This is a genomic window from Chitinophaga sp. YR573, from assembly GCF_900110995.1.
GTDB lineage: Bacteria > Bacteroidota > Bacteroidia > Chitinophagales > Chitinophagaceae > Chitinophaga.
The window spans coordinates 1,033,746-1,050,032 of the sequence record NZ_FOJF01000003.1 but is presented as its reverse complement, the minus strand read 5'-3'; the positions used below and the strand labels follow the sequence as shown (position 1 = coordinate 1,050,032).

Below are 16,287 nucleotides of genomic sequence, written 5' to 3'. Positions count from 1 at the left end.
AAAAATTAGAATCCAAGTAATAAATTAAATCCAAAGGTGCGGGTAGACGGGAACTGACCAATCTCGAAACCCTGTGTGATATCATCTCCGTTAAGTGTCCCAAATTCAGGATCAAATATGGGCCACTTAGACCAGATATGCAGGTTACGTCCATACACCCCTACGGTGGCACGCTGTAACCCTATCTTTTTGAGATATTTCGGACTGAAGGTGTAATCCAGACTAACCTCTCTGAATTTGATAAAGTCGGTCCTGAATACGCTGCCTTCTGCATTATCCACACCAAAGTGAGAACGGTAATATTCATCGATATCGGTAGCTATCACATCATTCTTCCTGAATTTCCCATCTGCATTCTGGACCACACCATTCCCAATAATACCATTGTATCTGCCTGGTAATGTATTCTTCGTTTTCCCCTGCTCCGCCAGTTTGTAATGTGTGAGAGAATGGGCTACGCCACCGTACTGGGCATCGAATAAGAGATGTAAGTTGAATTGTTTGTATTGAAAGTCGTTTCTGAAGCCCAGCTTCCATTTAGGAATGATATTACCCAGGTATTTCACTCCTTCTGTAAGCAAAGCCACACCAGTGGTCCCGTCATAAATAACCTGACCGTCCGGAGCTCGCTGATATCCTCTTCCGTAGAGGTCTCCCATACTTCCACCCACCTGTGCTACGATCTGGCCACCACCTACAGGGCCTGTCCGTAGTACTAATGAGCTGTCTGCCAGCCTTTCAATTTTGTTCTTATTAGCAGAGAATATGATGTTGGTATTCCAGGTAAATCCACCCTTCACTTTAACAGGCGTGCCATTTAAGGCCAATTCCAACCCTTTATTGCTCACTTCTCCGGCATTGATTAATACCCATGTAAAACCGGAAGCGCGGTCAACTACACGCCTTAAATGCTGATCTTTGGTATTCCCCCTGTACACAGCGAGGTCCATGCCCAGACGGTTCTGAAACAGCTGGATATTGGTACCTGCTTCATAAGTGATGGTCCTTAATGGCCGGAGATCAGGATTCGCCAATAAAGCAGGGTTTTCCAGTCCGCCGTTATATAAGCTGCCCGAAGAGATATAACTGTAGGCCGTGAGGTAAGAAGTAGTACCTCCACTACCTACACCTGATGCAGAGAATCTCAGTTTTGCAAAGTTGATAACCTTGGGGAGTTTGAATACTTCGGATGCGATGAAGCTCACATTCGCAGATGGGTAAAAGAACCCTGCGTTTGTAGTACGACTGGGTGTAGCCAGTGTACTGGCCCAGTCCTTACGGGCGGTAAAATCCGCAAAGAGGAAGTCTTTATAACTGGCAGCCACTAAGCCGTAAAAGCTGTTGATTGCATAACGGCTTCTCAATGGCATTGTTACCAGTGGTCCGGCAGCATTGGCCATTGTGAAAATACCGGGGAACGTCAGTGAATCCGCACGGGTTTCATCTTTGTTATAGGTATTTCTTAATGAGCTACCACCGGCTGTTACCGAGAATTCGAAATCGGGATTGATCCTTTTAGCATATTTTAACAGGAAGTCACTGCTGGCTTCCATGGAAAAGAGATTCTGTGTACGGTAGCTTCCTTTAGGCAATTTAGCCCCCGCATCATAAGGACGCTCCTGAGAGCGTTGTTCATAGGCGAAGTCTACAGAGGTCCTTACAGTCAGACTTAATTCCTTCGTAAAGCTATAGGTAGCCTGAACGTTTCCGGTGATACCGTGGCGGTTAGTTGCATTGATAAACTCATTAGCTACCGCGTATGGGTTTTCAGGGAAGGAACTGAACGGATATTTGATCACACGGTCTTCCTGTCCTTTTGCCCAATAGTTTTTTAGCCAGTCGATGTTCGCATTAGGCTGCCAGAATATATACCAGTACATGAGGGATTGGTTACCATAACCGGAACCCGGCAGGTTATCACTCCATTTATTTGTATAATTTACTTTTGATGAAATCTGTAGTTTATCATTCACTTTTGAGTTAACAGACATAGATACCGTATTACGTTTGTAACCGGTATTAGGGACTATCCATTTATTAGATACATTGGTGAATGAGAAACGGGCAGTTGTTTTATCAGATCCCCCATCTACACTGATTGAATTCGTATAGGTTTCTCCGGTATTGAAGAATTTCTGCATCTGATTAGGATAAGCTACCCAGGGTGTTTTTTCTTTCCCCTGTGCCTGTGTTACCGGATCATACTGATAGAATTTCTGTCCGTCGAAACGAGGGCCATAAGCAGAACTGGTACCGCTGGTGCTCGCTCCATCCGGAGAAGCACCGTAGGAATAATAGTTGGCTCCGTCCAGGCCCTGGCCGTATTCATATTGCAGATCAGGCCAGCGGTTCACGTTTTCCCAGGAAACATTAGAGTTGAATGTAACACCCAGACCTTTCCTTTTAGAACTACCGGATTTGGTAGTAATGATCAACGCGCCGTTTGCACCGCGCTGGCCATATAAAGCCGCAGCACCGGGACCTTTCAGCACAGTAACCGATTCTATGTCTTCCGGATTGATATCATTGAGACCACTTCCATAGTCAGCTGGCATGTTATCGCTACTGGTACCATAAGAAGATTCCCCGCTGATACCGTTACGCCGACCACTACTCTGATTGATCACCACTCCATCTACAACAATGAGCGCTTCGTTATCTCCGTTCAGGTTATTTTCTCCGCGCAGAATGATTTTATTGGAACCGGTAGGACCCGCATTTGATCTAACCAGGTTAAGACCAGCTACTTTTCCGGAGAGCGCATCTGTCCAGTTAGCAGATAAAGCTTCTGTGAGCTCTTCTCCTTTTACTACTGTAGTGGAGTAACCAAGCGACTTCTCTTCTCTTTTTATGCCTAAAGCGGTAGTGATCACTACTTCATTTAATGCTTTACGGTCTGGTGCCAGTCGCACATCCAGCTTTTTAGTTTCTGTGATGGTAAACTCACGCGATGCATATCCCAGGAAAGAAAATAAAAGAACAGTACCAGGATGAATGGTAATGAAATAGTTACCGTCTATATTGCTAACGGTTCCTTTGCTGCCGTTCTTAGGCCGGATATTTACACCGATCAGCGCTTCCCCGGATTCATCTGTTACTCTACCGCGGACTACTACGTCTTCCACTTTGCGCATGATAACAAATGCATTACTGTTGCGGGTATATTCATAATCCGTACCTCTTAACGCAGTGCGTAAAATTTCAGGTACGGTAGCATGCTGCAGGTTGATGGTAACGAGTGTATTACCATTTACTTCATTGCCACTATAATTAACCAGGTATGGACTGTTCTTCTGGATAAACTGGAACACGCTTTTCAGCGGCTGGCCTTCCATGGTGATATCCAGTTTTGGCTCAGCGGATTGTGCTTTGACAGATAATGCCCAAAATAAGAATAGTACGAACATGATACCGTTCGGGTACGGGCAAAAAATTCCGAACGGGCCTCCCCGCTTTTTTGTAACTTTGTTCATTCATTTTAAAATTTAGCTTGTACTGAATTTCGGCACCCTGTTACAGCAGGGTGTTTTTTATTGTATAATTATCTGGTTGTCCTTGTTACTCATCAGGTTTAACTGCTCTATAATACTTTGAATACTATTATTCCTAAAGGTGGCGGTGAATCTGTGTTGCAATAGTTGCGGGTCTTTCACCACAATATGCACGGGGTACCTGTGTTGCAGTACCTGTAATACCTGTTGTAAAGTGGCATCCTGGAAAATAAACTCCCCTCTTATCCAGGCTGTTGTTGCAGTAGTATCGATATCCAGTTTAGTGAATGTTCTTGTATGTTTATCCAGTACGGATCCGTATCCTGCTGTTAACAGCCGTCCCTCCAATTCGATTTTACCACTGTTAACGGATACAGATGCATGATTCTCATTATTATAATCCCTGACAGAGAATGATGTACCCAGTACTTTTATGTTTAATTGTGAGGTTTTTACGATGAAAGGCTGGCGGGGATTCTTAGCTATTTCAAAATAGGCTTCACCTTCTTTCAGGTATACAATACGTTCTGCTCCTGTGAACTTTTCCGGGAATTCCAATTCACTACCACCGTTGATGGTAACACGGGTACCATCTGATAATACCAGGGATGCATGGTTACCGTCCGGTACATGGAGACTGCGTTTTTTATAAGTTGTGTTTTTCCTTAATAAAAAGGCGCTGCCGAGGATTAACAGGAATACGGCGGCGTATTTCCAGGCGGTGAAAAGGACCCTTCTTTTAGATGTATTTCTTTTTATTTTTGCTAATGCAGTGACTATTTCTTCTTCCGGCAGCTGGAAGTTCTCATTTATATAGGCATCTACAGGAAACAGATCCATACGTTCCTGCTCTGTGAGCGCGGCTAATGCATGTCTTAAGGCAGTCTTTTCAGCGGCGTTTAATTTACCTGCTGCAAAATCGTCCAGTTGTTTCCTGATGTCCATACTATAAGAACAGCAAAATGTACTGGTTACCGTCAGGTAGTTACGTTAAGGAATTGTTACCAGATAGTGGCCATTAAAGCTTTTAATGATCGGAGTACGCGACCGATATAACGTTCTACTGTTTTTTCGGAGACGCCTTCCTGCAGTGCGATTTCTTTATAGGTAAGTCCTTCTTCCCTGTTTAACAGGTAGTAGCGGCGGGCAGGTTCTTCGTGGGTATTAATGGTATAGTCGATAATCTGTTGTTGTTCTTTTACTTCCAGGTCGTTCGTAGTGATTTTTTCTATTTGAATACTGGAGTAGGCTTCCTGTTGTTGTTTTTCTTTTAAGGCCAGTTTCAGATGATCCAGGAAACAGTTTCTTGCTATTATTAGTATGTAACGTAGTCTTTCTTCCCTGTTTTCCGGAAGTAATACCAGCTTTTGCCACACTTTCAGGAAGGCTTCCTGGGCGAGGTCTCTGGCCAGTTCTTTATTATTGCTGATCTTCTCCAGGTACATAATGGTATTGGGATAGGTTTCTTTGAATAACCTGTCGAAATATATTTCATTATGTAGGTTGTTGAATGCCATCGCAGTACCGGAAGTGATTTTGGGGGCGAAAGTAGTTTTACAGTGTGAACTTTGTATTAATTCGCTGTTAAATTTAGGAGAAGATTTTGTGAAAAATACAAAGTAGTTGGTATTTTTTAAGAATTCTCATCCTCCTACCTTCGTCTGTAAGCACCAAGAGAGCCACTTAGAAAAAGTATATTTGTTACAATAAAACAATTTAAAATGTCAGAAGACGTATACTCCGCCATTTCCATCATCATTGCCATACTCGTATTCTTAGCCATTTTAATTGTAGGGTGGCGTACCGATTTACTAAAAGAAGGAAATATGGCAGGAAAGCCATACAGTTTCAATAAATTTCAATTATGGTTATGGACACTTGTCATCTGTCCTATTTTTTCTCTTTACTGGGGGAACGTAACAGGCCATCATCCGGATATCAATTTAACCGGATTAGTACTACTGGGAATATCGGGCGGAACAACTGCTGCCGCGCAGATAATTAACAACAGTCAAAAAGCTAATCCAGCAGACAATCCATTACTAAAATCATTGACGGTTCAAACAACAGGCTTCTGGGCAGATATTCTGAAAGACGATACCGGTCAATTATCAATTGCCCGTCTTCAGCAGCTTATTTTCACCTTTGTTTATATCGGGATCTACCTCACCATGTTTTTCCAAAAGATGGAATATCCGATTTTTGATTCAAATGCTTATATACTAATGGGTATTTCAACAGGTACCTATCTGATAAGTAAAGGATTGAACAAATAATTAACAAAATATACAAGAGGCCGGAGTAAATCCGGCCTTATTTTATCCACAGAAAACTGTTCCGATTTGTACAATTTTTAGTATCTTATTCCCTATAACTTCGTGAAAAAAAGAGAATTGTGACCTTTAAAGAAATTCTTCCCTGTCTGCAATTAAGACCTTACATCAAGGGGTTCTATTTCTATGAATCCAACTCAGATGTAAGTTTTGATGATATTGTATTCCCCAGCGGGAATATGGAAGTGATTTTCAACCTGGGAGAAGGGAGCTGGTTAACAAGGAAAGATGGTGTGTTTAATACTACACCTGCTATAGAACTCTGGGGACAGATTACGAAGCCATTAGCTATAAAATCTACAGGTAAGAATATTATGCTGGGGATACGGTTTTATCCTTACTCTGCCGCTTATTTCTTCAAAGAAAATGTAGCTGAATTTAATAATGATATCATTGATGCAGCTGATTTATTTGGCCCGTCGATTAAGCGTCTGCATGTAAAGTTATTAGGAACTACAACCCTCCATAACAGAATTACATTAGTAGAAGAATATTTATTGGACAGACTCACTATTTCCGATAAAAAACATAGTAAGATCAAGCTTATCGGAGAGATTGCAGATAGCCTGAAAAATGATTGTACCAATGAAAAAATAGTCTCTATCTCTATCCGAAATAATATCTCTACCCGTTATCTGAATCAACTCTTTTCTCAATATACAGGATTAGCCCCTAAACTGTTTTGTAAGATCAACCGTTTTCAGTATAGTCTAAATCTGTTGAATGCCAACACCCAGAAGTTAACAGGCGTAGCCTATGATGCAGGCTATTTTGATCAGTCCCATTTTATCAGGGAATTTAAACTCTTTACAGGTATTACCCCCACTTCATTTGCTACACAAACACTTCCCATCAATCAGATATTAGCTACTAACTAATACTTCCGATTTGTACAATTTCAGTAGATCCATGAGGTTTAGTTTTGTATAACTAAAAACTCAAAAAATGAATCTACCAACAAAAGCACAAGATGTGCATGCATCACTGGCAAACGCATTCAACACAGGTAACGCTGACATTGTAATGAGCATGTATGATGTTACAGGTATTATAGTACCTGAACCAGGAACATCCGTTTCCGGAAAAGAAAAATTTGAAGAAGCAGTAAAGAGTATCTTATCTATCAAAGGCAAAATGGAGATTAAAACTGTTTACTGTCTCCAGACAGAGAATATTGCTGTAGGAAGGTCTGAATGGAGTATTACCGACAATGGCGAGGTGAAAATCAGCGCTAAAGGTATAGAGGTAATGAAACAACAGGCTGATGGCAGCTGGAAAATTATTATTGATCATGCATTCGGCGCAGAAGCTGATCTCATACCTTAAATAATAGCAGACATGAAAAACAGATTTGAAGAATTTTCAGCATTACATCATCAACCCATACCATTACTCATAGGTAATGTATGGAATGCACAGAGCGCTAAAATATTCGAACAACAAAACTTTAAAGCGATAGGTACATCCAGTGCCGCTGTAGCAGAAACATTGGGATATGCAGATGGAGAGGAAATGAGCATAGAAGAGTATTTATTTATTATTAAAAATATAACTGCTGCTGTTTCTATTCCTTTTACTGTTGATATAGAATTTGGCTATGGAGATACGCCGGAAGAGATTGTCAGTGTTATAAGACGATTACACGAAACAGGGGTTTCCGGTATCAATATAGAAGATTCAATTGTAGTCAGTGGCAAAAGAAGTATCGTTGATGCAAAAGTTTTTGCGGAAAAGCTGGAACGTATTACCAGTTTGCTGGATGTTGGGATGTTTATTAATGTGCGTACAGACAGCTTTCTCCTTGGTTTACCCAATGCGCTGGATGATGCCATTTCGAGGATTGATCTATATCAGCATACAGGAGTACATGGCCTGTTTTTACCATGCATTACAAAGATGGCAGATATAGAAAAAGTAACAGCGCATTCAATGTTACCTGTTAATGTAATGTGTATTCCGGGCCTACCTGATTTTAAGCATTTACAAAAAGCAGGTGTTAAGAGAATTAGCATGGGACCATTCTTACATAAGAATATTTATCAAAGAATGAATGAGTTGGTTGGAGAGATAGTTACAGATGGTAGCTTTGAACATCTATTTTAATAAAACTAAAGGTTGCAAGATGCAACCTTTAGTTTGTTTTTTCGCTAAGGACAATGCCCATTTCCAGTCCTGTTAATGCAGCCAGACCTTTTAACCTGCCGATAGCCGAATAGCCGGGATAAGTGGTTTTATTCAGATCATCCAGCATCTGATGCCCATGATCTGGCCTCATAGGAATAGAAATGCCTTTCCTTTGCATCAATAATACCAGTTCTTTTACCACTGCAAACATGTTTACGCTTCCTTCCAGATGATTGGATTCAAAGAAGTTATTGTCTTTATCTTTTTGAGTATTGCGTAAGTGAACAAAATGGATATGATCTCCCAATCGCTGCACCATACCCGGCAGATCATTGTCTGCTCTTACGCCAAATGAACCTGTACAGAAGCATAATCCATTAGCTGCTGAGGGAACTGCCTGTAACAGCTTATTAACGTCTTCTTCAGTGCTTAAAATGCGTGGCAGTCCTAATACAGGGAAAGGAGGATCATCCGGATGGATAGCCAGTTTTAATCCTGCTTCTTCCACAATGGGTATGATCTCCCGCAGGAAATAATATAAGTGCTGCCGTAGCTGGTCTGCATCTATTCCTTTATAAGTATCCAGTGCCTCTAATACCTGTAGAGCAGTGAATGGCTCATCACTTCCCGGTAATCCTAATAATACATTTTTATACAACGTTGCCTGGGCCTCTTTACTCATCGACTGCAATAACAGGAATGCCTTATTGATTTCTTCTGTATTATAATCACTTTCAGCACCTGGTCTTCTTAATAAAAACAGATCAAAGGCAATAAAGGCAGACCGTTCAAAACGTAACGCTCTCGAGCCATCCGCTAAGGTATAAGCAATATCAGTGCGTACCCAATCAAGCACCGGCATAAAATTATAGGTAACTACTTTCAGTCCGCATGACGCTACATTACGTAAGCTTTGCTTATAATTCACTATATGCCTCAGATAATCACCGGATTGTTTTTTGATTTCCTCACTTACAGGCAGGCTTTCGATGACAGTCCAGCTCATGCCTGCTGCCATAATCAATTCCTTTCTTTTATTGATCTCTGTAACCGTCCATATTTCGCCAACAGGTATATGATGCAGGGCAGTCACTACGCCTGTACATCCTGATTGTCTGATATCTGATAAGGTAACCGGATCATTTGGGCCAAACCATCTCATGGTTTTCTCCATTGTATAGTTCATCATTAATAACATGGATTTTGATATAAAAAGGGCGAAACGAATATAAGGCAATTTTAAAATGCAACCGATTGTATATTTTCAGACTAGATAATACATACTGATAATCAACATAATACTCATATTAAAATAATCTTGTAAATATCACTATAGATTTTTATCTTGTTAGCACATTTGACTAAAGGGACAATCACTATGAGATCTTTATTATTTGGTGGACTGCTGTGCCTGACTCTGTTTAGCGCCTGCCAGAAATCCAGCACTCCTGCTCCGGATAACAACAATACTATTACCGACAGCGCTACGGTTACTGTCGTTAATGGCTACGGAAGTGGTAAATATAAAATTGGGGATACTGTAAATATCTGGTCGACCGCTATTCCGGACAATGCCGTATTTGATAGCTGGACAGGCTTTACCAATCTCTTACAGAATAGCGGAGAATGGCATAACAGCTTTGTGATGCCTGCTCAGAATGTAACAGTCACTGCTACTACAAAAACATCAGTTGCCTATACACTGCAATATGAGAAGATAAAAGGCGTGAACATTCTGAAAAATGTATACTATTATTTCCCTTCCAGTCCTAAGGGTATTGCTTTTCTGCTGCATGGTACCGGTGGCAGTGCTCAGAATATCGCTAACAACTACGACTGGATACTGATGATAAGAGACCTGGTAAATGCAGGCTTTGCCGTGGTTGTTACAGAAGCAGAAGAGGTATCATTAGGAACAGACACAAACGGAGACGGAAACCTGAGATGGCAAACCTTACCGCTGGATAGCACTACCAGTATAGACTATGCCAATATCAAAGCGATACGTGACACCTTTTATGCACGGGGTTATGCCAATCCAACTATCCCTCTGTACTCTATAGGTATGAGTAATGGTGGTGCTTTCTCCTGTTCTTTATCTTATTTATATAAATTTAAATCCGGTATCGCTTATTGTGCACAGGGTTTTCAGGTAGTTTTCAATACTTCAGTGATACCTTTCCAGTTTTGTATGGCTAAGTATGATGATAATGACCAGGTAGGCACTCAGGGAGATGCAGATGCTTTGACCTACTCTCAATTGTTAACAGGTAGAGGAGTATGCAGTAAATACTTCCTGCAGGATAAATCACCTGCTTATCCGGAACGTTTTGCCAGAAGATCTGATATCAGTATAACAACTTCTACGGCCTTTTTCAATGAGTTGAAAACGAATCACTGGATGGATGCTAAAAATTATATGACAATAACGGCAGATAGCCTGGCGCCAATTTTACTGGCTAATCCGACTACCTACCCTACTTACAAATCACTCAACGTTTCCCAACGGCTTTTCGTAACGGACCAGATTGATGAGATGTATGCAGCACACCATTTCTTTAGTGATCTCAATAAAACAACTATCAAATTTCTTACTTCACAGTGTCAGTGATATCAGCAATTGTTTATTCAACGGGTAAATGTGTTCCATATAGTATTCCGGAACAATATTCGTCAATACCGCAATGGCGGAATGATCCCGGCGATTTACAAGCAAAGAAGCGCCTGTACCGGCTGTTCCGCCATTGATGCCCAACATGGGAATACCGTTGGGTAAAGTCCGCTGCCCCCATCCCAGGTTACTATGAAAACCACCAGGCGGTACGTCAAAAGTATTTTCCAACTGGAAATTGACAATATCACTTGAGGAATCAAGGTAGATAGCGCCGAACCTGATCAGGTCTTCCGCAGAAGAGAGAATACCCAGGCAGCCGTTCATGATACCACCATCCCAATGTGGGCAGGTATTGCCGGCCGCATCAATGCCTTTTATTGCGGAAGTACTCTTTGCATCAAAGGATGAATTGACCATCCCTAATGGCTTAAAAATATGCTCCTCTACCAAATCGGCAAATGACTTTCTTTCTATATGAGACGTCATGTAACTCAGTATCCCGAAACCAAGGTTTGAGTACTGATACACCTCCCCGGGCTGGCTATCTAATTGCAACTGATTGGATAAATAATGTTCCAGCCGCTGGCTATCATAATCCCTGAGCGGATTAGCAGGATCATAATCAGGGTATTGTTCAATGTCGTGTGGCATTTTGGGTAACCCAGCCGTATGCAACGCCAGTTGTGCCCATGTGATAGGCGGATTACCATGTAGATTAAAAGGCAGGTACTGGCTAATAGGGTCATGCAGCTTCACTTTTCCTCCCAGCACCCATCGCGCCAGTATATACCCGGCGAATACTTTGGTCACGGAACCAATTTCAAAGATAGCACGTTCATTCTTCGATGGCAGCACTACACCATCTGTTTTTATCAGTCCATCAAAAGAAATCTGGCCGTTTTTCAGGATAGCTATCGCAATGGTAGTCTGGTCTGGAAGATCTTGTATAACCTCTTTAAATATGTCGGCGGGTAACATGTTATTACGGATTTTGCGCCGTAAAATTGCAACAATAATTTGCTTTATAGTACTTTATTTCGTTAATCCTCCAAAGTATTCGTCACTTCTTTGAAACACCCATATGCTGTTTCGAACTGTGTAAAATCACATTCCAGTTCTTTACGATTCCAGTTACCTGTAATGGCTGCTGCTTCATAGGTAGTTTGCAGGAATGCTAATATCGCTTCTTCGGGATCATCTGCCTGCATAGCTACCTCATATGGCATCAGGAACTCTCCCATCTCCTTACTATAGAAAGCGCCGGCAGGCTTAACAGGCTGTTCTCCGAAAGCAGGTGTAGCAGGATAACAGTAAGCATAAAAAGCAGCGTGTGGGTATTGATCATTGCCTGGCCAGAATCCACAGGAGCTTACTTCTTTGGAATACGCTTCCTTCATTACATCCGCGGGCATATTAGGTGCTTCTCCCTGATGCTGTGGTGCATCTCTTCCTGAAAACCTTGTAACAGCAAGATCGAAAGCACCCCAGAAGAAATGTACAGGGCTGCATTTGCCGGTGAAGCGGGCCCTGAACCGGGTAAAGATGTTGTTGATCTTTACAAGCGCCAGCCAGTAGTCTTCCATTTTTTTTGGATCGTATGACTGATGGATTTCATCCTTTTCAAAAGGAATGACTCCTTCTAATTCACAGGGCACGGTATAAATGGTTACATCAATATCCAATACTTTCAACTTTTCAAATACTTCGTTATAGAAACTGGCAACGGTTCTGGGCCTCAGAGCTACCGTTTCCCTTTTACCATTACTGGTAACAATTACCAGCTCATGGTGTATAAAGTCGAAGTCTATCTGAAAAATCCCATTCTCATATGGAATGCTTCCTGTACCCAATCCATAGGGATTCACATACAACGTCACATGCCAGGAATGATTTAACCAGGGCATCTTCCTCAGACGGATCTTTCCTATAATCTGCGTCCATAGATGCACAGTAGCTAGTGTATCTTTCCAGCTATTATAATCCAGTACGGGCCATTGTATTTGTTGTAAAGCAGTCTTATCCATAGCAAACAATTGAGAATAGTAATTTAACAAAAAACGGGCTGATATAGCCCGTTTTTCTTTTACATCAGATGAATACACATTTGCCTTTATATTTTCGTTTAAACTCTTTGGGACTACATCCTTTTCTTTCCCTGAATATGCGGTTAAAGTTGGCCATATTATGAAATCCGCATTTACTGGCAATTTCATTGACAGAATAAGAAGAGTTTATCAGCATCCGTGACACATGTCCAAGGCGGATCTTAATCAGATTTTCTGTAAAGCTATGTCCTGTATGAATTTTAATAAATCTGCTGAAAGAACCGTCAGACATATTCGCAATGCCAGAGACATCAGACAGGGTTATTTTTTCCGCAAAATTGCGATAAAGAAATTCAAATACCTGCTCAATTCTCCGGCTGTTAAACACATGCCTTTCTTTGGTAAACGTGATATCTGATAATGTACAGGTATCACGCGCCATTGATAAATCATGTAGTACTGAGAGCAGTTCAAGTACTGAATCAAAACCGGTTTTCCTGTTTAGCGCCATGATACGGGGAGAGATTTTCTGCACAGTTTCCTGTGAAAAAAGCAACCCCCGCTTTGCATCTTCAAACATTTTCCGGATGTTGAATAACTGGTTCTTTTGAAGCAGGGCCAGCGGAAACAACTCCTTATTAAATTGAATGGTCACCTCCCGGATATTACCGGATACGCAATGATGATTAAACCATCCATGTGGCAGATCAGGTCCGATAAGCACTAATTCCATATTTCCTGTTTCGCCGATATGGTCGCCTATAATACGCTGGGTACCTGCAGCATCCATAATCAGGTTTAGCTCCATCTCCTCATGAAAATGAAGCGGCCCAGCCAGTTCCTCCGGTTTTTCTAAGGAAACTGAAAAACAATCATTGGGGGCGAGTGAGGGAATTTCTAATACAATGTCTTTAAACATCCGGGCAATCTTTAATGGTTATGAGTTTGAGTTACATGATCAATATCAGGGATTGGGGTATAAAAACTGAAATATAGTCCTAAAAAACAAAAGCGGCCACCCTATCCGGGCAACCGCTCTCCTGCTAATGAATTTTCTTACTCTTTAATAATTTTACGGGTAATCTGGCCTTTTGCATTGGATACCTTCAGAATGTATAATCCAGCTGGTAAAGATGACAGCTGTAATATTTCCATTGTGCTGGTAACCGGCCTGCTGATGATATATTTACCATCGGTGCCAAGCAATACCAAACGGCTGTTTTGCAACCAGGCGGTCCCTAGTTTTACAGTAACCTGGTCGTGGGCCGGATTGGGGAAGATCGAGATGCCTTCGGAAACATTACTATGCTCCTGGCTTTTTGCAGCAACCATGGCAGCTCCTGCAAGCGTACCATAAATTTCAAACTCATACAGAGAGAAACCATAGGCCGTTGCTCTATTGATGCAATACACCTTCACATAACGGGCAGTACCACTCAAACCGGTCTGGTCATCTGCTACTGCAGATGTTTTACCCCAGAATTCACGTACAGTAGTCCAGGTAGTATTATCAGTAGAAAACTGGATCTGGTAATCTGTTGCATAAGCTGCTTCCCAGGCCAATCTTACCCGGTTAACATTATAGTTTGCCCCAAGGTCTACTACGATAGACTGATTATTGGCATAACTGCTGGACCAACGGGTATTCCCATTTGCATCCACGGCTTTATCACCTGTCACGGTTGCATCCTCATTAGAAGTAGTGAAAACCGGACGGCTGTAGGCAATGTTTGGAGAATAAGTCTCTACTTTTACAGAAGAGGTGAGGTCGTTGAAACTGTTATCTACCAGGCAATTATCATCTGCGGTAAGCGTAACAGCAGTACCCGAAAAACCACCATCTGTATACAATGTGATTTTGTATCCGCTCTTTACCCGTACAGAGGAGATATCATCATTCAAAACGCCCAATGCCTGTAACTGCGAAAGTGTATAAGTGCCCGGTGTTAATGAAACCCCACTACCAGTGAAGTTACAATCAGCATATACGGTAGCAGCACCTGATTGAGTAGTAGCGGTATCCGTCTCAACCGTTATAGCGGAACTGCCTGCTGAGAAATTTCCCGCAGCATCATAGGCTTTCACGACCAGTGTATAAGAAGTATTTGCAGTGAGCCCCTGCAGGGTTGTGCTGGTAGTGGAAGCAGTACCCAAAAGTGTATTGGCGGCATTGAATACCTGGTATCCCGCTACCCCGATATTATCAGAAGAAGCATCCCATGCCAATGAAATACTGGTCGAAGTTTTTCCGGTTGATCTGAGATTCGCCGGAGTACTGGGAGCCACTACATCAACGACGCCATCTAACGCACCTGTAAATGTATTAAAGCTATTCGCCTGCAAAGTGATGGTGAAGTCTGTGCCACTGGGCGTATAGGTGCCTACCGTTTTGGAACGGTCGCCCGCTTCACTGGTACGGATTAAAGTCAGTGGTTTATTAGCCGGCACACCGTGGAAAGTAACGGTATGTGTGGATGAAGCCTGATTCAACACCTGAATAACAAACTTTTTATTAGTTGTGTGTTTATAAGCGACAGTCATCACATCCCCATCAGGCTGACTGGTTTCTACAACCTGCCCACCTGGCTCAAAGTTGTTCATGTAAGCGGTATGCACATTATTGGAAGGCCATTCAGGATGCCAGAACCAACCTGAGGATGTGGACATACGGGCTATGTAATAATTCCGGTAATACATCACTGCCATCTCTTCTACTCCCTGCCAGGTCAGGCGGTCAGGATTTTCCCAGTAGTAGGCATCATAATCCGTTTCAGTACCCCACAGATTGCGGTCAAGCGTCTGCTGCCATGCACCCCATGCTTCCCAGTAAGAGATTGGCTCACGACCGGTAGTACTTCCTCCCCTGTAAGTATGCCAGGTAGGATTACCTGCCACGCTGAGGCTCTTTACAGCATTGTAGATATCCTTGTTATACTGGATATCCCAGAGCAATACGCTTCCTATACTCATTTTTGTTTTGATGCCATTAGCCGTAAAAAGTGTCTGGCATTTCTGGATCAGCGTAATATATTCCTGTGCAGTAAGAGAGATATTCACACCGGAAGTTTTGGTTTCATTTACATCTACATAATCAACCGTAAGGCCATAATTGTTTTTGCCATACACAAGATAAGAGGTAATGAAATAAGCAAAATCGTCAAAGTTATTGATCTTACGATTTGAACCGGCGGATGGATTACTCACCATCCAGTCCGGAACATCCCAGATACCAAGGATTGTCTTTATCCCCTTGTCCTGCATGGTTTTCAGGCGTTGAAAACTGCTGACTACACGGGAATCCGTACCATTAAACGTTCCTTTAGAGGGTTCCCATACCTTATTAGGGAACATGTCTCTGAACAAAGTCATGTGATTATCCAGCATCTGCTGGATAGCTGTACTGATAACATAGGTATTACCATTCTGCCGGTCTCCTTCATGACAGAAGCCGGCACCATCGATTCCCTGATGTGGCTGATTCAGGTTAATGTAAACATCCTGTGCAAAAAGCGGGTGACTGCATAACAGTACAAACAAAAAGGCATAAAGCCGGTGTTGTGTTTTCATGGATATGGGTTTATATGAAACATCAGACAATATGCATCAATTGCATAATGTCAATTTTGAAAATCAAAAGTAGTGTTTGAACTATTTGCTTTTCGATGCTATTATAACCTTTT

At 42.0% G+C, this 16,287-nt stretch carries 13 protein-coding genes; 5 read left to right on the top strand and 8 right to left on the bottom strand.

What is annotated here, in order from left to right:
• Positions 1 to 5 precede the first annotated feature (5 nt).
• Genes BMW86_RS30715 through BMW86_RS30705 form a run of 3 tightly spaced genes read right to left on the bottom strand, consistent with a single transcriptional unit; the run spans position 6 to position 5,008 of the window.
• Positions 6 to 3,473, bottom strand: coding sequence for a SusC/RagA family TonB-linked outer membrane protein (locus tag BMW86_RS30715; RefSeq protein WP_089787519.1), 3,468 nt, complete (start codon positions 3,471 to 3,473; stop codon positions 6 to 8).
• Between the two features lie 57 nt (positions 3,474 to 3,530).
• On the bottom strand, positions 3,531 to 4,436 hold the full coding sequence (locus tag BMW86_RS30710) for a FecR family protein (protein ID WP_089787517.1): 906 nt from the start codon (positions 4,434 to 4,436) through the stop codon (positions 3,531 to 3,533).
• Positions 4,437 to 4,492: 56 nt separating this feature from the next.
• The gene (locus tag BMW86_RS30705; protein ID WP_089787515.1) at positions 4,493 to 5,008 is read right to left on the bottom strand and encodes a sigma-70 family RNA polymerase sigma factor; all 516 of its coding nucleotides are present in this window, start codon (positions 5,006 to 5,008) and stop codon (positions 4,493 to 4,495) included.
• A gap of 204 nt (positions 5,009 to 5,212) precedes the next feature.
• Here BMW86_RS30705 and BMW86_RS30700 point away from each other — a divergent pair, with 204 nt between their 5' ends.
• From BMW86_RS30700 to BMW86_RS30685, 4 genes are all read left to right on the top strand, one after another.
• Positions 5,213 to 5,767: a hypothetical protein gene (locus tag BMW86_RS30700; protein ID WP_089787513.1), complete on the top strand. Its 555-nt coding sequence runs from the start codon at positions 5,213 to 5,215 to the stop codon at positions 5,765 to 5,767.
• 119 nt (positions 5,768 to 5,886) lie between these two features.
• A complete protein-coding gene (locus tag BMW86_RS30695) occupies positions 5,887 to 6,702 on the top strand; it encodes a helix-turn-helix domain-containing protein (protein WP_089787511.1) in 816 nt (271 codons plus the stop codon).
• Positions 6,703 to 6,769: 67 nt separating this feature from the next.
• Positions 6,770 to 7,150 carry a YybH family protein gene (locus BMW86_RS30690; RefSeq protein ID WP_089787509.1) on the top strand — a complete coding sequence of 127 codons (381 nt, stop codon included), beginning with the start codon at positions 6,770 to 6,772 and terminating at the stop codon, positions 7,148 to 7,150.
• Between the two features lie 12 nt (positions 7,151 to 7,162).
• Positions 7,163 to 7,927 (top strand): isocitrate lyase/PEP mutase family protein, encoded by a 765-nt coding sequence (locus BMW86_RS30685; RefSeq protein WP_089787507.1) that lies wholly within the window; start codon positions 7,163 to 7,165, stop codon positions 7,925 to 7,927.
• 28 nt (positions 7,928 to 7,955) lie between these two features.
• Here the strand turns inward: BMW86_RS30685 and uxuA are convergent, their stop codons facing one another.
• The gene (uxuA, locus tag BMW86_RS30680) at positions 7,956 to 9,137 is read right to left on the bottom strand and encodes a mannonate dehydratase (RefSeq protein ID WP_255373047.1); all 1,182 of its coding nucleotides are present in this window, start codon (positions 9,135 to 9,137) and stop codon (positions 7,956 to 7,958) included.
• 189 nt (positions 9,138 to 9,326) lie between these two features.
• On the opposite strand from uxuA, the gene BMW86_RS30675 reads away from it, so the two are divergent.
• Complete coding sequence (locus tag BMW86_RS30675) at positions 9,327 to 10,559, top strand: InlB B-repeat-containing protein (protein WP_089787505.1); 1,233 nt, start codon at positions 9,327 to 9,329, stop codon at positions 10,557 to 10,559.
• Here BMW86_RS30675 and BMW86_RS30670 read toward each other — a convergent pair.
• The 4 genes from BMW86_RS30670 to BMW86_RS30655 form a co-directional block, all read right to left on the bottom strand.
• Positions 10,545 to 11,540 carry a serine hydrolase domain-containing protein gene (locus tag BMW86_RS30670; RefSeq protein WP_089787503.1) on the bottom strand — a complete coding sequence of 332 codons (996 nt, stop codon included), beginning with the start codon at positions 11,538 to 11,540 and terminating at the stop codon, positions 10,545 to 10,547. The two genes, BMW86_RS30675 and BMW86_RS30670, sit on opposite strands and share 15 nt — an antisense overlap.
• 62 nt (positions 11,541 to 11,602) lie before the next feature.
• Positions 11,603 to 12,586 (bottom strand): DUF5996 family protein, encoded by a 984-nt coding sequence (locus BMW86_RS30665; protein WP_089788293.1) that lies wholly within the window; start codon positions 12,584 to 12,586, stop codon positions 11,603 to 11,605.
• A gap of 64 nt (positions 12,587 to 12,650) precedes the next feature.
• The gene (locus BMW86_RS30660; RefSeq protein WP_089787501.1) at positions 12,651 to 13,526 is read right to left on the bottom strand and encodes a helix-turn-helix domain-containing protein; all 876 of its coding nucleotides are present in this window, start codon (positions 13,524 to 13,526) and stop codon (positions 12,651 to 12,653) included.
• A 137-nt stretch (positions 13,527 to 13,663) separates the two neighbouring features.
• Positions 13,664 to 16,174, bottom strand: coding sequence for a discoidin domain-containing protein (locus BMW86_RS30655; protein WP_089787499.1), 2,511 nt, complete (start codon positions 16,172 to 16,174; stop codon positions 13,664 to 13,666).
• Positions 16,175 to 16,287: the final 113 nt, after the last annotated feature.